A 22,903-nucleotide genomic window follows, 5' to 3' on the forward strand; every position below is an offset into this window, starting at 1 on the left:
CTGCGCGTCAGGCTTTCCCTGATTCATGGCCTGGATCATGGGAATTGCCGGGCCGGATGCGGTACCCTGCCCGGGCGCACCGGTGCCTGGCGATCCCAGCGCCGCCGGTGTGGGTGGCGCCGCCTGACCCGGCAGGCGCCAACGGCCTGGATTTCTGCATGGCATCACCATGCGGGAGCGATGTATGAGCGACAAGAACGAGCCCGGTGTCGTGCGCGCACCGTTGCGCTTGCACGTGCCGGAGCCCACAGGGCGGCCCGGCTGCCACACCGACTTTTCCTATCTCAAGATCAGCGCGGCGGGCGAGGTGCCCCGGCCGCCCGTCGACGTGGCCCCGGTGGACACCGGCGACATGGCGCACAAGCTGATCCGCGTCCTGGACCAGGACGGCGAGGCGCGCGGCCCCTGGGCCCCCGAACTCACCGAGGCGCAGCTGCTGCGCGGCCTGCGCACGATGATGAAGACACGCGTCTTCGACGGACGCATGCTCATCGCCCAGCGCCAGAAGAAGCTGAGCTTCTACATGCAGAGCCTGGGCGAGGAGGCCATCGGCAGCGCCCATGGTCTGGCCCTGGAAACGGGCGACATGTGCTTCCCCACCTACCGCCAGCAGAGCCTGCTGGTCGGACGGGACGACGTGCCGCTGTCCGAGCTGATGTGCCAGCTGCTCTCGAACGAGAAGGACCCGCTCAAGGGTCGCCAGCTCCCGGTGATGTACTCCATCAAGCGCGCGGGCTTCTTCTCCATCTCCGGCAACCTGACCACGCAGTTCGTGCAGGCCGTGGGCTGGGGCATGGCCAGCGCCATCAAGGGTGACACCCGCATCGCCTCCGGCTGGGTGGGCGACGGCGCCACCGCCGAGAGCGACTTCCACAACGCCCTGGTCTTCGCCCACGTTTACCGCGCGCCGGTGATCCTCAACGTGGTCAACAACCAGTGGGCCATCTCCACCTTCCAGGCCATCGCCGGGGGCGAGGGCACCACCTTCGCCGCGCGCGGCGTGGGGGCAGGTATTGCCTCCCTGCGCGTGGACGGCAATGACTTCCTCGCCGTCTACGCGGTGACGCGCTGGGCCGCCGAGCGCGCCCGCAGCAACCTGGGCCCGACGCTGATCGAGTGGGTGACCTACCGCGCCGGCCCGCATTCCACCTCGGACGACCCGAGCAAGTACCGCCCGGCGGACGACTGGACGCGCTTCCCCCTGGGCGACCCCATCGCCCGCCTGAAGCAGCACCTGATCCGCCGCGGCCTGTGGTCCGAGGCGCAGCACACCGCCCTGCAGGAGGAACTCGAAGCCGAGGTGCTCGCCGCCCAGAAGCACGCCGAGAGCTTCGGCAGCCTGGCTGACGGCCACATCCCCAGCATCGCCTCCATGTTCGAGGACGTGTACGAAGACATGCCCCAGCACCTGCGCGAGCAGATGGCCGAGGCCCAAGCGTTTGGAGGCCGCCAATGAAGGCTGAACAACTCCCCGTGGCGGACGCGCAGGACGTCCTGGGCAAGCCCGTCAACATGACCATGATCCAGGCCCTGCGCTCGGCCATGGACGTGATGCTGGCCCGCGATCCGGACGTCGTCGTCTTCGGCCAGGACGTGGGCTACTTCGGCGGCGTCTTCCGCTGCACCGACGGTCTGCAGGCCAAGTACGGCTCGCAGCGCGTCTTCGATGCGCCGATCTCCGAGGGCGGCATCGTCGGCGTGGCCGTGGGCATGGGTGCCTATGGCCTGCGCCCCGTGGCCGAGATCCAGTTCGCGGACTACTTCTATCCGGCCTCCGACCAGATCGTCTCCGAGGCCGCGCGCCTGCGCTACCGCTCGGCCGGCGACTTCACGGCCCCGCTGACCATCCGCATGCCCTGCGGCGGCGGCATCTACGGTGGCCAGACGCACAGCCAGAGCCCCGAGGCGCTGTTCACCCACGTCTGCGGCCTGCGCACGGTGATGCCGTCCAACCCCTACGACGCCAAGGGCCTGCTGATCGCGGCCATCGAGTGCAACGACCCGGTGATCTTCCTGGAGCCCAAGCGCCTCTACAACGGCCCCTTCGACGGTCACCACGACCGCCCGGCCACGCCCTGGACCGGCCATCCCAAGGCCCAGGTGCCGGAGGGCTACTACACGCTGCCGCTGGACAAGGCCACCGTGTACCGCCCCGGGCAGCAGCTCACGGTGCTGGCCTACGGGACCATGGTCTACGTGGCCGAGGCCGCCGCGAAGGAAGCGGGGCTGGACGCCGAGATCATCGACCTGCGCGCCCTGTGGCCACTGGACATCTCGACGGTCGTGGCCTCCGTGAAGAAGACCGGCCGCTGCGTGATCGTGCATGAGGCGACGCGCACCAGCGGCTTCGGCGCCGAGCTCTCGGCCCTGGTGCAGGAGCACTGCTTCTACCACCTGGAGGCGCCCATCGAGCGCGTTGCCGGCTGGGACACGCCGTACCCGCATGCCCAGGAATGGGACTACTTCCCGGGCCCCGCCCGCGTGGCCGCGGCGCTGCGCCGGGTCATGGAGTCCTGAGCATGCACCGAATGGAGCTGCACGGCCGTCGTGCCGTCGCTCGTGAGCAATCGCGCCGCTGTGCGCAGCAGGACCGCCTCGGGGCGGTCCGGCAGGAGGTTTGATGAGCATTCATACGATCAAGATGCCCGACATCGGCGAAGGCATCGTCGAAGTCGAGCTGGTGGCCTGGCATGTGAAGCCGGGTGATGTGGTGCGCGAGGACCAGGTCGTCGCGGACGTGATGACGGACAAGGCGACCGTCGAGATCCCGTCGCCGGTCAAGGGCGTCGTGCAGCGCCTCGGGGCCGAAGCCGGCACCGTGATGCGCGTGGGCTCGGCGCTGATCGAGATCGCGATCGAGGGGGCGGCGCCCGTGGAGACAGCAGCCCCGGCGCCCGCGCCGGTCGCTGCTCCCGTGCCCGCGCCGGCGCCCGTGGCGGCACCGGCCCAGGCTGCCGCCGCGCCCGTGGCGGCGGTGGCCGCGGCCCCGGCGCCCGCCGTGGTGGCGATGCCCGTGCATGCGCCCACCGCCGAGGCAGCGCCGGGCGCCCGCCCCATCGCCTCGCCCTCGGTGCGTCGCCGTGCCTGGGAACTGGGCGTGGACCTGGCGCAGGTGCGCGCCACCGGCACCGCCGGCCGCATCACGCATGCCGATGTGGAGGGCTTTGCCGCCGCCCATCCGCAGGGCCTGCAGCCGGGCAGTGGCTCGCCCTTTGTGAACGCGCCGGGCGCTGTGGCGGCCGCGGCCCCCGTGCGCCCCAGCGAGCGCCACCTCATTTCGCCTCGCGGCGACGGCATCGAGGCCAGCAAGGTCACGGGCCTGCGCCGCAAGATCGCCGAGAAGATGCAGGAGAGCAAGCGCCGCATCCCGCACTTCAGCTATGTGGAAGAGGTGGATGTCACCGAGCTGGAGGCGCTGCGCGAGCGCCTCAATGTGCTGCACGGCAAGACCCGCGGCAAGCTGACCGTGCTGCCCCTGCTGGTGCGTGCCGTGTGCCGCTCGCTGCGCGACTTCCCGCAGATCAACGCGCGCTTCGACGACGAGGCCGGCGTGGTCAACCGCTACGAGGCCATGCACCTGGGCATCGCCGCGCAGACGCCGTCGGGCCTGATGGTCCCGGTGATTCGCCATGCCGAGGCCCTGGACCTCTGGAGCTGCGCGGCCGAGATCCGGCGCCTGGCCGAGGTGGCGCGCACGGGCAAGGCCACGCGGGACGAGCTGAGCGGCTCGACGTTCACGATCTCCAGCCTCGGGCCGCTGGGCGGCATCGTCACGACGCCGGTGATCAACCATCCCGAGGTCGGCATCCTGGGCGTGAACCGCATCGTCGAGCGGCCGATGTTCAGGAGCGGCCAGGTGGTGGCCCGCCTGCTGATGAACCTGTCCTCGTCCTTCGACCACCGCGTGGTGGACGGTCAGGATGCGGCCGAGTTCATCCAGTCGATCCGTGCGCAGCTCGAGGCGCCGGCCACGCTGTTCATCGACTGATCGTCCGGCGACCCGCCGGCAGGGCCCGCGCGGGCCCGCCAAGCACCAGGGCGGCCCACGGGCCGCCCTGGTGCTTCCGGCGCCGGGGCCGTCAGCGGTTCGCCTGCTCCAGGGCGTCGGCGTAGCGTCCGTAGAAGGACTGGTCCCGCAGGCCGGTCTTGGTGAGCACCCACGCGGCTAGCAGGTTCGTCCGCGACAGCAGCGGGCTGCCCGGACGCAAGGCCGCACGCAGGCAGTGCGCGGTGTGCCGGTCCTTGAGCATCTGGGTGTCGTCCTCGTCGTAGCAGGCTTCCCACTGGTAGCGCAGCTTCAGCTCGGACGGCACGGGGACGGGGCACGGATCATGACCCGGGTAGGCCTGCCACGGCACCTGGGCGATGGGCCCGGGCAGCGCAAGCAGGATGCGGTTGTAGACGCGGTGGTTCAGCAGGTCCTCGTTGGGGCCGGCCAGCACCTTGGCGATGACGCGGGCGTCGAAGAAGGGCAGCGCGAAGTCGAATCCCTTCTTGTGCACCGTCTCGAAGTGCCCGATGAGATGGCGGCGCTGGTCGTTGAGCATCAGGAAGAGGTAGGCCGCCTTCTCGGGCACGCGGTCCCAGCGGCGCATCTCGGCGGCCACCTCGGACTGCACGCGGCGGGCCAGCTCGCGGTACTGCGGGCGCAGCGCGCGCGAGGGGATGCCCCACTTGCTCTTGCGGCACAGCAGTGCCGCGGCGTCGTCGTAGCGGCGCTCGGCCGCCAGACGCACGATCTGCTCGTCCAGGTAGACATGCCCGAGGCCCACGCTGCCGCCGTCGCCCGACCAGATCCGGCGGTCGAAGTTGCGGCCGCCGTCCTTGGCCTTCCATGCGTCGATGGTCTGGATCTGCTTGCTGTCGAAGTTGTCCGGACCGAGCGGGAACTCGAAGTGCCGCGCGCCCAGTGCCTGCGCGGCCATGCGGCCGAAGGTGAGGTCCTGGGTGTCGCTCGGCGCGAAGTTGAGCGTGTTGAGGCGGATGCCGCTGTGGGCCAGGCTGGCGGCGATCAGGCGCGAGTCCATGCCCCCGGACAGGAAGGCCGTCTGCTCCTCGGCTCCGCCCTGGCGGTCGCGCACAGCCGTGAGGAAGGTCTCGTAGAGCTCGACCTCATAAGGCCTGGTGGCGTCCAGCGGGGTCAGGTCTTGCCAGTCGTGGTACGTCGTCTTCGTGATGCCGGCGGCGCTGGCCTCCACCAGCTCGGCTCCGTAGCAGGCACGGATGCCGCGGTAGCGCGTCCGTTCCGCCAGCGGGAAGGCCATGGAGGCGATCTCCATCACGCCCTGGGGGTCCGGCTCCAGCGGGATCACGTTCCCCAGGCCCTGCAGCAGCCAGCGCGCATTCGTGAAGAAGTGGATGCCGCGATGCTCGCCGGTGTAGAGCGTGCGCACGCCCAGCTTGTCGGTGAAGGCGTGGACGCGCGCCTGCGCCAGGTCCAGGCGGACGCCGCAGAAGGTGCCATGGGACTGCTGGAGCAGCGCCGGCAGCGCCCCGTCGGCGTAGCGGGCCAGGGTGTCGACCTGGGAGATCCGGTGGCCGTCCAGGTGCAGGATGGGCTCGCCGGCGAGGAGGGAGACGGCGCCGTCCGCCAGGCGGTGGTGGGACACCGGTGCCCAGATGCCCAGCTCGTGCCACACGGCGAAGAGTCCGGGGGCCTCGGCGGACTGGAGGGGGACATCGCCCAGTTCACGGCCCAGGGCAGCGGAGGCCGCGGCCTTGAGCCGCTGCAGGTCCTCTTGGCTGCCGCCGACGGCCGCAAAGAAAATCGCCATTACGAATCCTTGTTCAAACGTGCCGCCAGGCGGGTTCGGGCCCACTGGCGGAAGGAGCGGTCGATCGCCAGGAGGGCGAGCACATAGCACAGGACCCCGGCCGTGCCCGGGGCCAGCAGCTGCCAGACCGGTTCGGCCGGCACCAGCCGGGCGGCGCCGATGACGGCGGCCACGAGCGGCACGCAGGCGCCCAGGCCGGTACGGAACGTGCCCAGCACGCCACCGAGCGGCAAGTCTAGCAAGCGGGCGCTTCGGGGGAAATTGATCAGGAAGACCAGGGGCACGCCCACGGTCCACGCGGCGGCCAGCCCGTTGGTGCCGCCGAACCACGCCCCGGCGAGGAAGGCCGCCGGCATGACGACGGCCCCGCTGAGCGTGTTCTTGAAATCGGCGCCGGCATGTCCCGTCGCGATGAGGGCGGTGGCGAGGATGGCGCTGCACAGACGCAGGGGCACGGCCAGCGCCATCAGCTGCAGCGGCACCGCGGCCGGCGCCCATTGCGAGCCGCTCACCAGCAGCACCAGCGGCTCGGCCAGCAGGGCCAGGAGCGCGCAGGCGGGCAGGGAGATCAGGCTCAGGCTGCGCAGGCCCCGGAGCAGTTCCGGCTGCACCGGCTGACCGGCGTTCTTGAGCCGGGCGATGGCGCTGAAGGCCACCTGGTTGACCACCTGCATGGACTTCTGCAGCGGCAGCGAGGCCAGCGTCAGCGCCACCGAATAGACGCCCAGCGCCGAGGCGCTCAGCAGCTTGCCGCCGATCAGCGCATCGGCCTGCGCCATGAACCACCAGGTGAAGCGGCTCGCGGTGAGGTTGCTGCCATAGCTCAGCAGGGGACGCAGCTGGCGGAAGTCGGCATTGGGCCAGACCCGCGTGTGCGACTGCAGGTGCAGCAGCACGGTCCGCACCGCCGCCCCCACGAGATTGGCCAGGAGCAGGGCCCAGACCCCGTGGCCGGCATAGGCCAGGCCCAGCGAGGTGACGCTGGTGGCGATGACGGACGCGACGTCGGCATAGGCGATGGCCTTGAAGTCCATCTCCCGCCGCAGCACGGATTCCGGCACGGTGCTGAGCGCCGAGATCAGGAAGATGAGGCCCGCCGGGCGCAGCAGTTCCGCCAGGCGCGGGTCATTGAAGAAACGCGCCAGCGGTTCGGCGCCGAGCCACAGCAGCAGGTTCAGGGCGGTGGCCACGCACAGCATGGCGCCGAAGACCGCGCCGCACACGCGGCGGTCGAGCGTCTCCCCGCGCACGAGGGCGGAGCCGAAGCCGAACTCGTTGAGGTTGGACAGCAGCGTGATGACGACCATCGTCATCATCATCAGACCGTAGTCGGAGGTCTGCAGCAGGCGCATCACCACGACCGTCGCCGCCCAGCTCAGCAGCTGGCTGCCCAGCTTGCCGATGGCGGACCACTTCAGGCCGTGGAGGAATCGGTCTCGGACTTGCATCGATGCGGTTCGCGCGGGGCCTCAGGCCCGCAGACGCGACAGCTCCTCGGGCGTGGTGTAGATGGTGAGACCGTGCATCGCGTCCTGCTCCAGGTGACGGTGGAACTCGTCGGCGCGGATCCACCAGGAGCGCGCCGGGCCCACCTGGCCGGCGTGCAGGATGCCGGCGGCCTGGTAGCGGTCATAGAAGTGCTGGCGCAGGTCCCCCCGGGACTTGTGGTCGATGCGCTGCCCCTGGAAGGCCGGGTCCAGCGGGCGCACGGGCACCTGGATGTCGCGGCCGTCCCAGTCCTTGCAGGGCATCCGGAACGTCTCCTTCATGCGCACGGGCAGCGGGAAGCGCTCGTCCATGAGGTCCTCGATGAGGTGATAGAAGGTCACCGGACCCATGCTGATCCCGAGGCCGAGAATCTTGGCCTTGTGGTGCACGCAGCGTTCCCAGGGCGACAGCCGGCCGCAGACCGAGGGCGCCAGGTGGTGCTGGCCCACGATGTCCTGCGCCAGCGGGCCCAGGGCCGAGACCGAGTGCGTCGGGTGGATGCTGCGGCGGATGCCGGGCATCTTGAGGAAGGCGGCGGGCAGGGCGCCCAGATTGGAGCCGTGCTCGCGCGGGTCGAACACATAGCCCTGCATCTGGCAGGTGGCGTAGATGGTGCCGCCCGGCAGGTAGTAGGTCGGCACGACCAGCGTGCCGCCGGGGCTGATGGCCTCGTGGATCGCCTCCAGCACGGCCGTGGGGCCGCCCTCGACGTAGCCCAGGCTCTTGAGCGAGGAATGCAGCATCACCGTGTCGCCCGGAACGATGCCCATGGCGCGCAGGCCGGCGACGATCTCGGCCTTGCTGGTGTGGGGCTGCTCGGCCTTGAGTTCGGCGCTGCGCCGACGGGCCCGCCAGGCGTTCACCAGGCGCCGCAGCGGCGCCTTGAGGCGTTCCTTGAGGTCAGGCGCGGCCATCGATGTCCTGCTCCAGGAGGTTCGAGTCGATCATGAACTTGGCGGCCCAGTTGAGGTATTCCCACTGGCCGTAGTCGCCGTCCACCGGGAACGAGCCCTTCACGCCGCCGCGCTGGTCCACGGGGCCGTCGATGGCGATGGCCCGGCGCACGTAGCGGTTGGCCAGCCGTGCCGCGTCGCGGTACTTGCGGTCGCCGGTCAGCTCGAAGAGCATCAGCCAGCTGTGGGCGATCTGGACCTCACCGGTCAGGCAGGACCACTGCACCGCGGCGGACCAGTCGGGGTTGAGTCGGCCGGGGATGAAGCCGTCCGGGCGCAGGGCCGTCATGAGGCCGTCGGCCGTCTTGATGGCGCGGCGCAGCACCGTCTCGTCCTGCGTGAAGCGGTGGGCTTCCATGAAGCCGCGCAGGGCGTAGCCCAGGGTGTGGGTGAGCGGGGTGGCCGGCTTGTTGAGGCAGCAGTTGGCGAGCCAGCCATTGGCCTGCTGCTGTGTGAAGGCCCATTCGACCTGGCGCATGGCCGCCTCGGCGTAGCCCTGGTCGGCCACATGGCGGGCGGCCTCGAACAGGCCCCAGGAGACGTGCGTCTCGTAGGTCTTGTCACCGCGCTCGGCGAAGGGCGTGGCGTGCTTGCGCCAGCAGCCGTCGGCATCCAGCGAGTCCCGCAGGAAGGCGGCGGCCTGGTTCATCGGGGCCAGGTAGGGCTCGCCGAAGGCGCCCACGCCCGAGGCCAGGCCGATCAGGATCTGCCCGGTGTTGAAGGTGACGGGGACGCGCGGCGTGGCATTGATCTTGCCGCCCATGAAGCCGCCTTCCGGGAACTGGATGGACACGAGCCAGTCCAGCATGCGGCGCGCGCGGTCCAGGGAGTCCGGGTCCTGGAAGCGCTGGCCGCAGTCGATCATCGTGGAGACGATGTAGCCGGTGGTCTCGGGGTAGGAGACGGCCCAGCCGGTCTTGAGGCTGAAGTCGCGGGCCACGCCGCCGTCCTTCGAGGCCGACTGGTCCTGTGCGCGCTTGAGCCACTGCAGCGCGGCCTTCACGGCGGCGTCGATGCCCGGGTCCTGCGCCGGCAGGCCGCGCGCGTCCCTGGCGGCTTCGGCCTTGGCCTCGGCGGGCAGGCTGGCCTGCTCACGCCAGTTGCGAAGAACCTGTTTGGCTGCGTTCAACATGCGGTGTCACTCCCTCTGGATTCAGGTATTGGCTGGATCGGAGATCGGGGCTGTGCCGGCGAGGGCGCCCGGGGCCAGGAAGTCCTGCAGCCACTGGGTGCTCAGGCGCAGCGCGGCGGCCCGGTGCTCCGGATCGGAAAACGTGTGGTCGGCGCCCTCCAGCGTCTGCACGCTGAAGCCGGGCCGCTGGGCGAGCGCGGCCCAGGCGGGCTCGCGCAGGGTCTCGGTGAACTCCTGGGCGGTCAGGTCCGCCCCGGACAGCAGGCAGCTCACGCGGGTCTGGCGGGCGAGGGCCTGGGCGAGCCCTTCGCGCATGCCGGCGCGGAAATCGACGGCCGGCTCGGCGCTGCCAAGGCTGCGGCTGACCGCGCCGAGGGCCGAGCGCAGGCTGCTCCAGCGCACGCGGCCGCTGAACAGGCGCCGCCAGAAGTCGCCACTCGCCAGCCGGGCCGGGTAGTAGTACCGGGTGCGGGCCTGCGCCAGGCTCTGGGCGCTGCGGACCCACGGATTGGCCAGCAGCAGCCCGGCGATGGGCGCGCCGCCGCGCCGGGCATGCAGCAGGGCGGCCGAGGCGCCATCGCACAGGCCCCACAACAGCACGTGCTCGACGCCGGGGCAGGCCTGCTGAAGCGCGGCGATGGCGGCATCGAGCTCGGGATCGAGGTGCTCGAAGCCGGCCCCCTCGCCAGGGGCATCGCCCATGCCGCGGTGGTCGAAGCGCAGCACGGCGGCCCCCTGTCCGGCCAGCTGGCGGGCCAGGCTCACGAAGAAGCGGTGCGCCCCGACGCGGTACTGCGGTCCGCCCACCACGATGACCACGCCCACGCGCGGCGTGGCCGCCAGCGGCAGGCTCAGGATGCCCGGCAGCGTGAGGCCGGCGCAGGGCACGGGACAGATCTGCTCGGTCATGCGGGGGCCACCGGGCCTCTCGCCGGGCGTCTCTCCAAGCATCTCGCCAGGCCTCTCACCGGGGCCTTCGATGCGGTTCGCGAGGGTGTCCAGGCCCGCGCTCATGCGAAGGCCTCCTCGGCGCACAGGCTGCGCAGGGTGCCGTCGATGAGGCCGCGTCCGACCGTGACCTCCGGGCTGGCCCAGAACTGGGGGCCCTGGGTGCAGACGGTGCTGAGCTGACAGCCGGCGGCACGCCAGGTCTCGAGATGCTGGCGGCTCGCCGGGCCGAGGGTCTGGGTGGCGGCGCTGGCCATCTCGCACCAGACGAGGCGGGCGCCGGCCACGCCGCGAGGCGGCAGGAGCTGTGCGGCCGCCAGCGGCAGGGCCAGCTGGGGGTGGACGGTGTAGCCCGCCGCATGGATGGCCTGGCCCGATTGCAGGGCGCGGCGCATGGCGGCGGTGTCGGTGAAGGAGCGGGTGCTGCGCGACATGTCGGCCGCCAGGCGCAGGCGCAGGAACTGCTGCAGCACCTGCTCGCCGCTCACCTGCGGCTGCCACAGCAGCCAGTGGCAGGCGAGCTCGCGGCGGCGGGCGAAATCGCTGGCCAGCAGGGCGCCACTGCGCAGGCCCCACAGCCACAGCGGGCTGTCGGGCTCGCCTTCCTGGCGCAGGCGCTCCAGGGCCAGGTCCAGGTCGGACAGCCAGGTGTCCCAGCGGGCTTCGCCATGGTCGCCGGCGCTGTCGCCGCAGCCGAAGAGATCGGGCCACAGCACCGTGAAGCCGGCCTGGCGCAGGGCGTCGGACCCGACCGCCAGCATGCGTCGGCTGCGGTTGAGCTCCTCCAGCCAGGGCGGCACGAGCAGCACCAGCCCGCGGCCGGGCACGCCGGGCGCGGGCTTGAAGAGGTTCAGGTAGCGCAGGCTGCCGTCACGGCTTTCCAGGAAGAAGGCTGTGGCGGCGTCCATGGTCGTGCGGGGGGTGGCTTCAGGCCGCCAGCTTGGCGTCGACGAAGCGGGTCAGGGCGCCGACCGTCGAGAAGGTCTGGCCGTCGATCTCGTCGTCCCCGATGGTGATGCCCAGCTGCTCTTCCAGGGCCGTGATCAGGCTCACGACAGCCATGGAGTCCAGCTCCACCAGTGCGCCCAGCAGCGGCGTTTGCGCATCGAACTGCGCGGCGCGGCCCTGGAGGCCGAGCGTTTCGTCGAGAAGGCGGAGCACTTGCGAAGCAGAAGACATGGGACGACCGGAAAAGGAAAAGGAAAAGGGCGCCGGCGTGAGGTCGGGCGCCATGGGAAAGCGGCCGAATCTTACCCGGGGCCCGGGGTTGAACCGGCGCATCCCTCCCCTCATCCCGAGGGAGGGGCGCGGCGGCCGGCCCGAGCGCCGGACCCCGGCCCCCCCGAGTCGGGGACAGGGCGGTGGCAAGTCAGTGACAATCGCCGCCATGCAAGAGACCGCTGCCCCCGCCTCCCTGGGATTCCCCGACGATCCGGCCCTGCCGCCGGTGCGCCTGCTGGGCGATCTGGTGCACCGCCAGGCCCGTCTGCGTCCGCAGGCGCTGGCGCTGGGCGGCGAGGGGGGGAGCGTGGCCTATGCCCCGCTGTCGGGCGACCTGCGCCGGATGGCGGGGTGGCTGGCAAGCGTGGGCGTGGCGCGGGGCGAGCGTGTGGCGGTCTACCTAGACAAGCGTCGGGAGTTCGTCGTCAGCTGCTTCGGCGCCGGCGACGCCGGGGCGGTCTTCGTGCCCGTGAACCCGGTGCTCAAGGCGGACCAGGTAGCTCACATCCTGCGGGACTGCGACGTCGCGGTGCTTGTCACGGCCGGCGCCCGGCTGCAGTCGCTGGCTGAGGTGCTGCCCGACTGCCCGGCACTGCGGCGCGTGCTGCTCGTGGACGACGCCCCCGCCGGGCTGGCGTTTCCCGCCTCGCTGCCGCTGCACGCCTGGACCGAGGTCGAGGCCGCGCCCGCGCTGGCCGGCCCCGCCCCGGTGCTGGACATCGACATGGCGGCCATCCTCTACACCTCCGGCAGCACGGGCCGCCCCAAGGGCGTGGTGCTGTCCCACCGCAACCTCGTGCTGGGCGCCCAGAGCGTGGCGCAGTACCTGGGCAATCATCCGGGCGACGTGCTGCTGGCGGCGCTGCCGCTGTCCTTCGACGCCGGCTTCAGCCAGCTCACCACGGCCTTTCTGGTCGGGGCGAAGGTGGTCCTGCTGAACTACCTGATGCCGCGCGACGTGCTCAAGGCACTCGATCGCGAGGGCGTCACCGGGCTGACGGCGGTGCCGCCGCTGTACATCCAGCTCACGCAGCTCGCCTGGCCCGAGGGCGCCGGCCGCAGCCTGCGCTACTTCGCCAACACGGGCGGCCGCATGCCCCGGGAGACGCTGGACCGCCTGCGCGAACGGCTGCCGCAGGCCGCGCCCTTCCTGATGTACGGGCTCACCGAGGCCTTTCGGTCCACCTACCTGCCGCCGCAGGAAGTGGATCGCCGGCCGGACTCCATCGGCCGGGCCATCCCCAACGCGGAAATCCTGGTGCTGCGCGACGACGGCAGCCTGTGCGACGCCGAAGAGCCGGGCGAGCTGGTGCACCGCGGGCCGCTGGTCGGCCTGGGCTACTGGAATGACCCCGAGAAGACCGCCGAGCGCTACAAGCCCCTGCCCGCGGGCGTGGGCGGCCGCGAGACCGGCCTGCAGCTGCCCGAGTACGCCGTGTTCTCGGGCGACACCGTGCGGCGCGACGCCGAGGGCTTTCTCTACTTCATCGGCCGGCGCGACGAGATGATCAAGACCTCGGGCTACCGCGTCAGCCCCGTCGAGGTGGAAGAGCTCCTCTACCGCTCCGGCCTGGTCGGCGAATGCGCCGCCTACGGGCTGCCCCACGAACAGCTGGGGCAGCGCATCGAGGTGGTGTTCAGCCCGCCGGCGGGGGCTGAGGCCGATGACGCCGGCCTGCTGGCCTTCTGCCGCCGGCACATGCCCGCCTACATGGTGCCCGCCCGCCTGTGCCCCGTGCCCGGGCCGCTGCCGCGCAATCCCAATGGCAAGATCGACCGCAAGCTGCTGCAGCAGCAGGCGCTGTCGGCCGCCGCCTGACCCACTGTCCCGTTCTGCCGACGATCCATGGATGCCTCGACCACCGTCACCCCGCCACCCGCGCCGCGGGCCTTGCCCGTGCATGCGCCGATGCTGCAGTTCCGCACGGAGGGGCCGGACCTGATCGTGGCCGGACAGCCGCTGCGCGCCCTGGCCGCGTCGCTGGGGCAGACGCCGTTCTATGTCTACGACCGCGCGCTGCTCCAGCAGCGCAGCCAGGCCCTGCGCGCGGCCTTGCCGGCGGGCATCCAGGTCCACTACGCGATGAAGGCGAACCCGCTGCCGGCCGTGGTGGCCTGCATGGTGGGGCTGGTGGACGGCATCGACGTGGCCTCGGCGGGCGAGATGCGTGTGGCGCTGGCCCAGGGGGCGGATCCGCAGCACATGAGCTTTGCCGGTCCGGGCAAGCGGGCCGAGGAGCTGCGTGCCGCTGTCGAGGCGGGCGTCCTCGTCAACGTGGAGTCCTTCCGGGAGCTGCCGTTGCTGGCGCAGGCCTCGCAGGCGCTCGGGCGGCCGGCGCGCGTGGCGGTGCGGGTCAATCCGGACTTCGAGCTCAAGGGCTCCGGCATGCGCATGGGCGGTGGCCCCAAGCAGTTCGGGGTGGATGCCGAGGAGGTGCCGCGCCTGCTGGGCGAGATGGGGCGGCTGGGCCTGCAGTTCGAGGGCTTCCACCTCTTTGCCGGCTCGCAGAACCTGCGCGCCGAGGCGATCGGCGAGGCGCAGCGCCTGAGCTATGAGCTGGCCCTGCGCCTGGCCGCCGATGCACCCGCGCCGGTACGCCACCTCAACCTGGGCGGCGGCTTCGGCATTCCCTATTTCCCGGGTGAGCAGCCGCTCGACCTCGCCCCCGTGGCCGCCAACCTGGCCGAGCTGCAGGAGCGGGCAGGGCGGGACATGCCCGAGGCGCATCTGGTGCTGGAGCTGGGGCGCTATCTCGTGGGCGAGGCCGGTCTCTACGTGGCGCGGGTGCTGGATCGCAAGGTCTCGCGGGGTCAGGTCTTTCTCGTGACGGACGGCGGGCTGCACCACCACCTGGCCGCCTCCGGCAACTTCGGGCAGGTGATCCGCAAGAACTACCCCGTGGCCATCGGCAACCGCATGGACGAGCCGGCCACCGAGTCCGTCCACGTGGTGGGCCCGCTGTGCACGCCGCTGGACCTGCTGGCCGAGCGCATGAGCCTCCCGGCGGCGCAGGAAGGCGATCTGGTGGTGGTCTACCAGTCCGGTGCCTATGGGGCCAGCGCGAGCCCGCAGGGTTTCCTGGGGCATCCGGGCTGTCTGGAGGTGCTGGTGTGAACCGGGCCGGCGAGGTCTGGGCCCGCACGATCGGGCGCCCTGCGCTGCCGTTCAGCGCGGGCTGACGGCGAATCGCGGGTGGCCCGGTGGCTGGCTTGGCAGCCCGGGCAGCGCCCCAAAGAAAAACGGGCCCCGACTGTCGTCTGGGGCCCGTTTCTACCGAATGGGTGGCGGAGAGAGCGTCTGCCTCCGTCGAACTCCAGGACGACTCAGATGTCCTCAATCAAGGATTTGCGATGATTATTCTCCTATGAGGACGACGGAGTAGGCGCCTCAGCATCAATCAACCGCTATCATCCAAGCGCACCCATGATGTTGGGTTGAATGTTGGGCTGAAAGAGGCGCGAGGAGGAGAAAATGCCGAAGATTGCAAAGGAGCTTTCCGCGCTGGAAGTCAGCCGCCTCAAGGCGCCAGGCTTTGTATCGGTGGGCGGCGTTCCCGGCCTCAGCCTCCAAATCAGCCCCTCAGGCTCGAGGTCTTGGGTACTCCGTGTCAAGGTGGGGATGAAGCGCCGCGATATGGGGCTTGGTGCTTATCCAGGCGTGACTCTGGCGCAGGCTCGCGACAAGGCCCGGCAGGCGCGGGAACTGATCGAGCAAGGGCACGATCCCATCCTGGAGCGCGAGCGGGCCCAGAGCCAGCTTCGGGCAGCCCAGGTGAGTGCTGTCACATTCGAGGAGGCGGCTCACTCGTTCATCAACGCAAAAGCCGCGGAGTGGACCAACACCAAGCACGCTGCCCAATGGAAGGCCACCCTCGAAACCTACGCCTTCTCCGTCCTGGGCAAGTTGCACGTCGCCGACGTGGAGCAGGCTCATATTCTTCAAGTGCTTGAGCCGATCTGGACGACCAAGACCGAGACTGCCTCCCGGTTGCGCGGCCGTATTGAGAACGTACTGGACTGGGCCAAGGCGCGTGGCCTCCGCTCGGGCGAAAATCCCGCTCGGTGGCGTGGCCACCTCGACAAGTTGCTGGCGAAGCCAACAAAGGTCGCCAAGGTGGAGCACCACCCAGCGGTGCCGGTGGACGATGCACCGGCTTTCTGCGCGGCGCTGCAAGAACGTGACGGTCTGGCTGCCCGAGCGCTGGAGTTCGCCATGCTTACCGCTGCGCGGTCCGGCGAGGTCCGGGGTGCCACGTGGGCCGAAATTGACCTCGAAAGGGCGATCTGGGTCATCCCTGCAGAGCGCATGAAGGCCAAGATTGAACATCGGGTGCCGCTGGCAGGTCGCGCGCTTGCACTTCTCAAGGCACTCCCTCGTGTTGAGGGCAGTGACTTTGTTTTTCCGGCCCCAAGAGGCGGCCAGTTGTCCGACATGGCCCTGACCGCCGTCATGCGGCGGATGGGCCTGGACTACGTGCCGCATGGGCTGCGCAGCACCTTTCGCGACTGGGCGGCCGAGAAGACCAACTTTCCCCGGGATCTGGCGGAGAAGGCATTGGCACACGTGCTGACCAGTGCCGTAGAAGCCGCGTATCAGCGTAGCGACATGCTGGAACGGCGACGAGAAATGATGGAAAGCTGGGCGGACTACATCGCTGCACCCGCACTGGAAGCTGGCAAACCTCTACGGAGCGAAGGGTGAAACAGAAGACAGTTCGACGGCCGACCGACTTGCTCGATGCCGCAGAAGCCTCCGGAGTCGACAGCCTGTTTCAAAGGCAGTTGTTGGCACTGCGCGCGGGCAAGGTGCTGTTTCCTCCGCTGCCGCCCAGCGAAATGCAGGCCGAGTTGCTTTCCAAAGGGACAACTGTCAATCCAGAAGATGCCACGCACCTACAGGGCGGGGCATCTGTCGAAGATCAGGCCGGAGCCTTGCTGGACGCCCTAGTGATGCATGTCGAGGCCAACGCCCTGAAGCCCAGCATGCTCAAGCTCATCGCCCAGCATCTGCGCGCTGAACAGGTCAGGGTGGGCAAGAATCAAGCCGCGATGAAGGTGCTAGGGATGGCAAAGCCTTCCCGCCCCGTCACGCGGCCTGCAAAAGAGGAGGCCGCCGCACTCACCTTTGCAGAGGCAGTTGGGGATGGCTGCGACGAGAGTGCTGCAATTCGACGGGCCTATGACGCCTACTGGGCGCTCGCCCAGCCGCCCCAGAGCTACGACGCTGATCTAGAAGTCCCACGGGTAGGAAAGCATCCAACTCTGGCGCATCAGCGAATGGAGACGATTCGAGCTGTACTTGCCAAATGGGGGGTCCTCGAATCTCGCAGGCCAGGGCGCCCCAAGAAATCCAAATGAACTAGGTGCCGACCGTTGGAATTTTGAGCCGGAAAACTAGCGCCTTCTCAACAACCAGGAGCAAGGCGCTCAATGAAGACTCAAGCAACCACATTCCCGACGCTGGTCCTGCGCAAACGTGATGTATGCGACCGGCTGGGCATCAGCCCGGCTCATCTGGATCGCCTCAGAGCGGCCGGTCAATTCATCACGCCCATCCGCCTTGGCGTTCAGGCCATCGGCTTTCTGGCCGCCGACGTAGACGCATGGCTCGCTAGCCGCCCGAGGGTCGAGCAATGAAGCACGGCCATTCGCAGACCATCGCCGAGCAGGCCAAGGCAATCGCAGCGGCGCTCGCAGCTTGCCCCGAGGCGGCCCCGGAGTCCGTCATCGCCCAGGCTCTGCTCACGCTTCAATTCTGGGAGTCGATTGAGGTTTCCGAACCTGCCATCTACCTAGACGCTCGCGACCAACGGGAAGAGGTCTTTGACCACCCGAAAGACGAGGCACAGAACCACAACGACGCCCGGAGGACCTACGCATGCAGCTGAATCACATCGACCTCTCACAACTCGCCGACACCCTGGAACAGTCGGAAATCCTGGCTCAGCTCAACGGGCCTGGACGCATCACAACCTACGTCCTGAACTACTCCGGCCAGGACATCCTGGTTCACGCGGCGGCTGGAGACAACTGGGCCACGGTTGTCTATCCCTGCTCCAGCTTCGATGCGGAGGACGGCTCAATCCATGACAACGCCCGGCAGTCCTTGGGCGCCGGCCATGCGGATGGCAGCTGACCGGTGTAGTGCGGCCGACCACACAACGCCCGGCGCCGAGCCGGGCGTTGTGCATTCGGTGCCTGCGCTCATCGCTGCCAAACGTGGAAGTTGCGACCTTCAGCACTTCGGCAAAGCGGTCTCCTGCATGCGGGAGCAGTCCACGCGGGACCTGATCATCAGACTGGAGAGCACTGCCGACGCGCTGACCCTGTGGGCCTTGCACCTGGAACTGGACAAGCGCGAGGTGCCACCCTGCCTCCGCTGGCCGGCGAATGACGCAACACGCCAGGCCGAGTTCATCACGCTGCTGGCCGACCTGCTCTGGTTCTGCCGGCGGAACCCAGAACATCGCCCCAGGTTCCGGGGCTGGCGCGACCTGCTGAACCAGCCACCCGCAAGCGCTCGTTGGCACCACTGCGCACACCGGCAGTTTCTGTTCATCGCAGCGCGCCGGTCTGTGTCCCACTGGTGCGCCACGGGCCTGGACCTGTCGGACCAGCAAAGGCAAGACCTGATGACCCTGGAAACTAACGCCATGCGGGCGAGCAGGCGAGCCCTTGAGCCGCGGCAGTTTGCGGGCCTTCGGGAGCGCCTGGAATGCCACTCACGCAGGCACCCGGACAAGTCAGGACGGGTCACCCCTGCCCAGGTTGCCTCGCGCAGAGCCTTGCTCTGGAGAACCTACGTGCTCGCCGGCCGGAGTCCAACCCGAGCGGTGGAGTTCTGGGCGCTGTTGTCAGGCGAGGAGCTGACGCGGCAGGCCCTGTCCAAGCAGATCGCTCTCGTGGCCGAAATCCTGCGGAAGGAACGACTCACTGCTTCTTGACCTATGCTGGGTGCCTGCTGATCGAAGATCAGCTTGGTTCGCGCAATCCCTTCAGAGCGAGACTGGGCAGGGCGAAAAGGGGTTGCGCCAACGAGACCAACAAGGGGGAGCGTGCGGCGTACCGACGGCATCCCCTTAGTTCTCATCTCCCTATCGTCAAGTTGACTTGATCGAAGACCGAGAAGCAGTAATGGCTGGGCTCAACCCCTGGCGACAACTGCATGAGTATCACAGGGACTTGCTCCTCTAATGGCGTCTTGAATCCTGTGGCGGCGCACTTGTGCAGTCCCCCGAAGAACCCGAAGAGATGACGTGCCAAATCCGAGTGAGCACGGAACTCGTCGCACATGCGCGCCGCCTCGCCATGTGCATTCGATTTGTTTGCAAGTATCCCGTCGTACAGCTCTGGTCGTGCAATCTTGAGCGCAATTGGCCATGCGGCAAACGTCGCATGCTGGCCCTTGGGGCTAGCGAACGAGAAGAGCGGAATTGCGCGCTCAAGGTCTCGCAAAGACATATTCAGCAACGAAGCGCAAAGGCCCAATGCGCTGGAGAAGTTCTCTGAAGTCGTGTCTCGCTGAAATCCATACCGCTGCAGTTCTGCCGACACAAAGCGCGTGTTGTCATTTGGCTTGCCTCGCTCCAACGACAGCCGCTTGGGCAGGGTCAAGGATAAATGAACAAACTTGGCAAGGTATGCCTCGGCGTCAACGCCATCGCCGTAGACCCCACGCACACTGGCAGCGAGTTGCTTGCGGTTCACGAGTAAGACAAAAATGATCCCGGGCACGTCAAAGAAGTGCTTGATCCGCTCGACGGCATGAACTGCAAAGTCTGGGCGGCAGCGGTCAAGTTCATCAACGAAAATAACAACGGGCTTCTCCGCCTCTGCTGCGAGGTTCGCAAGCGCGGCTCTGAATCCCTGAACACTCTTTTTGTTCGTCTCATGCTCCTCCAGGGCTTTCGCCACGAGCTTCTCGAGTTGCTCGGCTCCCTTTTCATCAGCTTTCTTGATCGCCTGGGCGATGTCGTCGCCCAGGGCGGAATTGCCGACCGCCAGATGACCCAGGGTGTTGACCGCCAGCTTCGCCGCCGCAGGCAGCAATGAGGCCCCGACCTTCTTTCCCGCCTCCAGCAGCTTGGTTCTGACTTCCGGCTTCCCTTTCTTGGCCAGCGTCAGGAACTCGCCGGCAAAAAGTGCAAAAGGATCGCCCACATAGTCCTGTTGGAAGCAATCGATCAGCACAGACCGGAAGCCTTTGTCCTCCAGCACTGCATGCCAGCGTCTTGCGAACCATGACTTGCCTTCGCCCCAGGGGGCGTCTATTGCAATTACCGCACCATTCGGGAGGCTCTCAAGCAGCCCGGAAAGGCGCTCGGCAAGTGCTTCTCGCTCGAACAGGTCGCCCAGGAAACGATTGGTTGGGACTTCATCTGCTTGGCGGCTGAAAAGTGGTGCCTGTTGCTGGGTGCCCATCTGATTCATTCATCCTCCCTATGAACTGGATTTGGCTATGGTGTTTGGGCGATCTTTGGACTCCACCCGACCTTGGACCCCCTATAGGATCGCTCAAGTGGCATAGCCCTTGATTAGTAATTTTTTGGGCTGTGCCCCAAACCGAGCTTATAGGTAGCGCTATAAGGCGAACCGCAGAATGATGCCCTTCCATGCTTCAAAAGACTCGTGATTCTCCAAAAACGCCTAGCATGGCAATCACCGCAGAGCCCACCTCAGTAACCTGCCAACTAAACAGAATCGCCTCTACGCTATCCTCGGCTGTGTCATCTGTGCCGTTATAGCTGCATGGAGCAGACGGGCAGCACCATGCAAGGAGGACCTACATGCCGGACGATTTCGACATCCACAAGAACAAGCTGCCGGGCAAGACCTACATCAGCCCTCGCGTGACCACAGAGCAAGGTCCTCTCCGCATCGCTTCCAAGGTGGTTGATTCTGAGGGACTCCACTATGCAAAGCTTAAGAAGGAAGTGGTGCTGCGACGCACAGAAGCCGGCCGCACGGAGATCATCGCCAAGTTCCTGGAGGATAGTCGAGGCTTAACGGTGGTCACCTTGCAAGCATTCAACGGCACCACCGGCAGCCCACAGAACACGCACTTTTCGTTTGTGGGTGCAGAGATTCCTAGACTCTTGACGTTCTTCGAAGACATTGCGGCTGTCGAATTCAAGGACAGCGGCAAGGTCAACATCTCGGACGCTGAACTCCGCAGGCTAACGCTATCCAAGGCTCAAGCTGAAGCCTTGGTCAATGACAACCAAGAGGTGTTCACGGAGGCGATTGAGGCCGCCCTGACCAAGGAAGATGTAGTGGCCTTGGGGTATCGCAAGAAGCAGGTCCAGACCTTCGGACGGCTCCTAAGTGATCGCGAATACTTCGACCAGGTGAAGGCGACCAAGCAAGCCCGGGGCGACGAGGCGCTATGGCAGCTGTTCTTCGAGAAGAACCAGTGGATCTTCGGCTATGGCCTCAGCTACTTCTTTGTCACAGGGTTTGAAAACAAGAAGCTTGAGCAAGTTGTCCAGGGGCATGATTTGCTCAATCACGGCAAGAGAGCCGATGGCCTGATGAAGTCGCGGGGGATCATCAACTCGCTCTGCTTTGTAGAGATCAAGACTCACGCAACCAGCCTCTTGGACAGCTCTCCCTACCGCGCCGGGTGCTGGGCGCCCTCTAAGGAACTGAGCGGTGCAGTTGCGCAGGTCCAGGGTACTGTTGCCGAGGCTATGAGAAACCTTTATGGGCTCCTACGCCCCACAGACGCCGACGGGGCTCCAACAGGCGAAGAGGTATTCAACTTCAAGCCGCGAGCCTTCATTGTCGCCGGGTCGCTGAGCGAGTTCGTCACTGACCATGGTGTGCACACCGACCGCCTCCGCTCGTTCGAGATGTATCGAAACAGCATCGAGGGAATCGAGATCTTGACCTTCGACGAGCTTTACGAGCGCAGCAAGTTCATCGTCGATGCCCGAGCGTCTGCGAGCCTTCCTGTCATCAAGGCGTGATAGCAGCCTGGGGAGCCCAGGCTGCGTCTCACTGGGCCATAGAGCCATAGCACACAGGGCGTAGTTGGCGGCACCAAAAGTGCATGTTGCTGAGGGTCGCGCGGGGCACACCTAGGGGGGGGCCTGCGCGCCATCCAAGCAGGTGGCGAACGCAAGAAAACGTCAGAGTAACCGCAACGGTTTTAGGCCCACCGCGCAAAGTGGGCGCATGGCTGTCGCCCCACGACCGCAAGCACTTTGGCCTTTGTTGGGCTGGATGATGGGTAGAAACGAAAAATGGGCCCAGAGGGCCCATTTCTACGTACAACTTGGCGGAGAGAGCGGGATTCGAACCCGCGGTGGGCTATTAACCCACACACGCTTTCCAGGCGTGCGACTTAAACCACTCATCCATCTCTCCGAAGCCCGCCATCATAGCGCAGTTTTTTGGGGTGCCAGGAAAGTTCAGCACTTTTTTGAAAAATATCTGAAGCGTCCGGGTGAGGGCGCCGGCGTCAGGCCTTGCCGCCCTTGATGAGGGCCATCGCGGTGCCGATCAGGCCGGAGACCTCGCCCATGTTGTTGGGCACGATCATGGTGTTGTTCTTCTGGGCCAGCTGCGCATAGGCCTCGACGGCCTTCTCGGCCACCTTCAGCTGCACGGCCTGCTCGCCGCCCGGGGACTGGATGGCGGCGGCGATCTGCCGGATGGCTTCGGCGCTCGCGCCGGCCACGGCCAGGATCGCGGCGGCCTCGCCCTCGGCCTTGTTGATCTCGGCCTGCTTCTCACCCTCGGAGCGAGCGATGGAGGCCTCGCGCTCGCCGGTGGCGATGTTGATCTGCTCCTGGCGGCGGCCCTCGGAGGCGGCGATCAGGGCGCGCTTGTCACGCTCGGCGGTGATCTGGGCCTGCATGGCGCGCAGGATCTCGGCCGGCGGGGTCAGGTCCTTGATCTCGTAGCGCAGCACCTTGACGCCCCAGTTCAGCGCGGCCTCGTCCAGGGCCTGCACCACGGCGCTGTTGATGATCTCGCGCTCCTCGAAGGTCTTGTCCAGCTCCATGCGGCCGATCACCGAGCGCAGGGTGGTCTGGGCCAGCTGGGTGATGGCGATGATGTAGTTGCTGGAGCCGTAGCTCGCACGCATGGGATCCGTCACCTGGAAGTACAGGATGCCGTCCACGGTGAGCTGGGTGTTGTCCTTGGTGATGCAGATCTGGCTGGGCACGTCCAGCGGGATCTCCTTCAGCGAGTGGCGGTAGGCCAGGCGGTCCACGAAGGGCACCAGGAAGCTCAGGCCCGGGGTGAGGGTGGCGTGGTACTTGCCCAGGCGCTCGACCACCCAGGCGTTCTGCTGGGGCACGACCTTGACGGACTGGATGACGAAGATGGCTGCGGCAATGAGGATCACCAGCGCGATGAGTTCCATGACTCCTCCTTGG

At 67.6% G+C, this 22,903-nt stretch carries 21 protein-coding genes and 1 tRNA gene; 12 read left to right on the plus strand and 10 right to left on the minus strand.

Annotated elements, in window-relative coordinates; genetic code table 11:
- The first annotated feature begins 184 nt into the window (after positions 1–184).
- From QRD43_RS15440 to QRD43_RS15450, 3 genes are all read left to right on the plus strand, one after another.
- Positions 185–1,456 carry a 3-methyl-2-oxobutanoate dehydrogenase (2-methylpropanoyl-transferring) subunit alpha gene (locus tag QRD43_RS15440; RefSeq protein WP_285983395.1) on the plus strand — a complete coding sequence of 424 codons (1,272 nt, stop codon included), beginning with the start codon at positions 185–187 and terminating at the stop codon, positions 1,454–1,456.
- Positions 1,457–1,512: 56 nt separating this feature from the next.
- Positions 1,513–2,517, plus strand: a complete 1,005-nt coding sequence (locus QRD43_RS15445) for an alpha-ketoacid dehydrogenase subunit beta (RefSeq protein WP_285983636.1) — start codon at positions 1,513–1,515, stop codon at positions 2,515–2,517.
- A gap of 103 nt (positions 2,518–2,620) precedes the next feature.
- The gene (locus tag QRD43_RS15450) at positions 2,621–3,988 is read left to right on the plus strand and encodes a dihydrolipoamide acetyltransferase family protein (RefSeq protein ID WP_285983396.1); all 1,368 of its coding nucleotides are present in this window, start codon (positions 2,621–2,623) and stop codon (positions 3,986–3,988) included.
- Positions 3,989–4,079: 91 nt separating this feature from the next.
- Here QRD43_RS15450 and QRD43_RS15455 read toward each other — a convergent pair whose 3' ends face one another.
- From QRD43_RS15455 to QRD43_RS15485, 7 genes are read right to left on the minus strand one after another with little or no spacing between them, the layout of a single operon-like run.
- Positions 4,080–5,774, minus strand: coding sequence for an asparagine synthase-related protein (locus tag QRD43_RS15455; RefSeq protein ID WP_285983397.1), 1,695 nt, complete (start codon positions 5,772–5,774; stop codon positions 4,080–4,082).
- Entirely contained in the window at positions 5,774–7,222 is a 1,449-nt protein-coding gene (locus QRD43_RS15460; RefSeq protein ID WP_285983398.1) for a lipopolysaccharide biosynthesis protein, read from the minus strand. Before QRD43_RS15460 ends, QRD43_RS15455 begins: the two co-directional genes overlap by 1 nt.
- A gap of 21 nt (positions 7,223–7,243) precedes the next feature.
- The gene (locus QRD43_RS15465; RefSeq protein ID WP_285983399.1) at positions 7,244–8,176 is read right to left on the minus strand and encodes an AAC(3) family N-acetyltransferase; all 933 of its coding nucleotides are present in this window, start codon (positions 8,174–8,176) and stop codon (positions 7,244–7,246) included.
- A complete protein-coding gene (locus QRD43_RS15470) occupies positions 8,163–9,347 on the minus strand; it encodes a hypothetical protein (protein ID WP_285983400.1) in 1,185 nt (394 codons plus the stop codon). The genes QRD43_RS15465 and QRD43_RS15470 overlap by 14 nt, the downstream gene beginning before the upstream one ends.
- 21 nt (positions 9,348–9,368) lie before the next feature.
- The gene (locus QRD43_RS15475) at positions 9,369–10,361 is read right to left on the minus strand and encodes a hydrolase 1, exosortase A system-associated (protein WP_285983401.1); all 993 of its coding nucleotides are present in this window, start codon (positions 10,359–10,361) and stop codon (positions 9,369–9,371) included.
- Positions 10,358–11,203: a hydrolase 2, exosortase A system-associated gene (locus QRD43_RS15480; protein WP_285983402.1), complete on the minus strand. Its 846-nt coding sequence runs from the start codon at positions 11,201–11,203 to the stop codon at positions 10,358–10,360. The genes QRD43_RS15475 and QRD43_RS15480 overlap by 4 nt, the downstream gene beginning before the upstream one ends.
- A gap of 19 nt (positions 11,204–11,222) precedes the next feature.
- Positions 11,223–11,456 (minus strand): acyl carrier protein, encoded by a 234-nt coding sequence (locus QRD43_RS15485; protein ID WP_434063890.1) that lies wholly within the window; start codon positions 11,454–11,456, stop codon positions 11,223–11,225.
- Between the two features lie 226 nt (positions 11,457–11,682).
- Between QRD43_RS15485 and QRD43_RS15490 the strand changes: the two genes are divergently transcribed.
- From QRD43_RS15490 to QRD43_RS15525, 8 genes are all read left to right on the plus strand, one after another.
- The gene (locus QRD43_RS15490; protein ID WP_285983404.1) at positions 11,683–13,335 is read left to right on the plus strand and encodes an acyl-CoA ligase (AMP-forming), exosortase A system-associated; all 1,653 of its coding nucleotides are present in this window, start codon (positions 11,683–11,685) and stop codon (positions 13,333–13,335) included.
- Positions 13,336–13,362: 27 nt separating this feature from the next.
- Positions 13,363–14,631: a pyridoxal-dependent decarboxylase, exosortase A system-associated gene (locus QRD43_RS15495; RefSeq protein WP_434063891.1), complete on the plus strand. Its 1,269-nt coding sequence runs from the start codon at positions 13,363–13,365 to the stop codon at positions 14,629–14,631.
- Between the two features lie 357 nt (positions 14,632–14,988).
- Positions 14,989–16,218 (plus strand): tyrosine-type recombinase/integrase, encoded by a 1,230-nt coding sequence (locus tag QRD43_RS15500; protein WP_285983405.1) that lies wholly within the window; start codon positions 14,989–14,991, stop codon positions 16,216–16,218.
- Entirely contained in the window at positions 16,215–16,874 is a 660-nt protein-coding gene (locus tag QRD43_RS15505; RefSeq protein WP_285983406.1) for a hypothetical protein, read from the plus strand. Before QRD43_RS15500 ends, QRD43_RS15505 begins: the two co-directional genes overlap by 4 nt.
- A 72-nt stretch (positions 16,875–16,946) precedes the next feature.
- The gene (locus QRD43_RS15510) at positions 16,947–17,153 is read left to right on the plus strand and encodes a helix-turn-helix transcriptional regulator (RefSeq protein ID WP_285983407.1); all 207 of its coding nucleotides are present in this window, start codon (positions 16,947–16,949) and stop codon (positions 17,151–17,153) included.
- The gene (locus QRD43_RS15515; RefSeq protein WP_285983408.1) at positions 17,150–17,404 is read left to right on the plus strand and encodes a hypothetical protein; all 255 of its coding nucleotides are present in this window, start codon (positions 17,150–17,152) and stop codon (positions 17,402–17,404) included. Before QRD43_RS15510 ends, QRD43_RS15515 begins: the two co-directional genes overlap by 4 nt.
- Complete coding sequence (locus QRD43_RS15520) at positions 17,395–17,652, plus strand: hypothetical protein (RefSeq protein ID WP_285983409.1); 258 nt, start codon at positions 17,395–17,397, stop codon at positions 17,650–17,652. The genes QRD43_RS15515 and QRD43_RS15520 overlap by 10 nt, the downstream gene beginning before the upstream one ends.
- A complete protein-coding gene (locus QRD43_RS15525; RefSeq protein WP_285983410.1) occupies positions 17,636–18,460 on the plus strand; it encodes a hypothetical protein in 825 nt (274 codons plus the stop codon). The genes QRD43_RS15520 and QRD43_RS15525 overlap by 17 nt, the downstream gene beginning before the upstream one ends.
- Before the next feature lie 142 nt (positions 18,461–18,602).
- On the opposite strand, the gene QRD43_RS15530 is transcribed toward QRD43_RS15525, so the two are convergent.
- Complete coding sequence (locus QRD43_RS15530) at positions 18,603–19,946, minus strand: KAP family P-loop NTPase fold protein (RefSeq protein WP_285983411.1); 1,344 nt, start codon at positions 19,944–19,946, stop codon at positions 18,603–18,605.
- A 356-nt stretch (positions 19,947–20,302) separates the two neighbouring features.
- On the opposite strand from QRD43_RS15530, the gene QRD43_RS15535 reads away from it, so the two are divergent.
- On the plus strand, positions 20,303–21,484 hold the full coding sequence (locus QRD43_RS15535) for a Shedu immune nuclease family protein (protein WP_285983412.1): 1,182 nt from the start codon (positions 20,303–20,305) through the stop codon (positions 21,482–21,484).
- A 309-nt stretch (positions 21,485–21,793) separates the two neighbouring features.
- Here the strand turns inward: QRD43_RS15535 and QRD43_RS15540 are convergent.
- Positions 21,794–21,884 (minus strand) — tRNA-Ser (locus QRD43_RS15540).
- 94 nt (positions 21,885–21,978) lie between these two features.
- Positions 21,979–22,890, minus strand: a complete 912-nt coding sequence (locus QRD43_RS15545; RefSeq protein WP_285983413.1) for an SPFH domain-containing protein — start codon at positions 22,888–22,890, stop codon at positions 21,979–21,981.
- Between the last annotated feature and the right edge of the window lie 13 nt (positions 22,891–22,903).

This window comes from Roseateles subflavus, from assembly GCF_030285365.1.
Classification (GTDB): Bacteria; Pseudomonadota; Gammaproteobacteria; order Burkholderiales; family Burkholderiaceae_C; genus Roseateles_B; species Roseateles_B subflavus.

Bases quoted from the DNA above. Each gene is read 5' to 3' on its own strand.
- QRD43_RS15480 (WP_285983402.1), bottom strand. From the start codon at position 11,203: ATGGACGCCGCCACAGCCTTCTTCCTGGAAAGCCGTGACGGCAGCCTG.
- QRD43_RS15510 (WP_285983407.1), top strand. From the start codon at position 16,947: ATGAAGACTCAAGCAACCACATTCCCGACGCTGGTCCTGCGCAAACGT.
- QRD43_RS15500 (WP_285983405.1), top strand. From the start codon at position 14,989: ATGCCGAAGATTGCAAAGGAGCTTTCCGCGCTGGAAGTCAGCCGCCTC.
- QRD43_RS15545 (WP_285983413.1), bottom strand. From the start codon at position 22,890: ATGGAACTCATCGCGCTGGTGATCCTCATTGCCGCAGCCATCTTCGTC.
- QRD43_RS15525 (WP_285983410.1), top strand. From the start codon at position 17,636: ATGCGGATGGCAGCTGACCGGTGTAGTGCGGCCGACCACACAACGCCC.
- QRD43_RS15460 (WP_285983398.1), bottom strand. From the start codon at position 7,222: ATGCAAGTCCGAGACCGATTCCTCCACGGCCTGAAGTGGTCCGCCATC.
- QRD43_RS15445 (WP_285983636.1), top strand. From the start codon at position 1,513: ATGACCATGATCCAGGCCCTGCGCTCGGCCATGGACGTGATGCTGGCC.
- QRD43_RS15520 (WP_285983409.1), top strand. From the start codon at position 17,395: ATGCAGCTGAATCACATCGACCTCTCACAACTCGCCGACACCCTGGAA.
- QRD43_RS15455 (WP_285983397.1), bottom strand. From the start codon at position 5,774: ATGGCGATTTTCTTTGCGGCCGTCGGCGGCAGCCAAGAGGACCTGCAG.
- QRD43_RS15440 (WP_285983395.1), top strand. From the start codon at position 185: ATGAGCGACAAGAACGAGCCCGGTGTCGTGCGCGCACCGTTGCGCTTG.
- QRD43_RS15530 (WP_285983411.1), bottom strand. From the start codon at position 19,946: ATGAATCAGATGGGCACCCAGCAACAGGCACCACTTTTCAGCCGCCAA.
- QRD43_RS15465 (WP_285983399.1), bottom strand. From the start codon at position 8,176: ATGGCCGCGCCTGACCTCAAGGAACGCCTCAAGGCGCCGCTGCGGCGC.
- QRD43_RS15495 (WP_434063891.1), top strand. From the start codon at position 13,363: ATGGATGCCTCGACCACCGTCACCCCGCCACCCGCGCCGCGGGCCTTG.
- QRD43_RS15475 (WP_285983401.1), bottom strand. From the start codon at position 10,361: ATGAGCGCGGGCCTGGACACCCTCGCGAACCGCATCGAAGGCCCCGGT.
- QRD43_RS15490 (WP_285983404.1), top strand. From the start codon at position 11,683: ATGCAAGAGACCGCTGCCCCCGCCTCCCTGGGATTCCCCGACGATCCG.
- QRD43_RS15535 (WP_285983412.1), top strand. From the start codon at position 20,303: ATGCCGGACGATTTCGACATCCACAAGAACAAGCTGCCGGGCAAGACC.
- QRD43_RS15470 (WP_285983400.1), bottom strand. From the start codon at position 9,347: ATGTTGAACGCAGCCAAACAGGTTCTTCGCAACTGGCGTGAGCAGGCC.
- QRD43_RS15450 (WP_285983396.1), top strand. From the start codon at position 2,621: ATGAGCATTCATACGATCAAGATGCCCGACATCGGCGAAGGCATCGTC.
- QRD43_RS15515 (WP_285983408.1), top strand. From the start codon at position 17,150: ATGAAGCACGGCCATTCGCAGACCATCGCCGAGCAGGCCAAGGCAATC.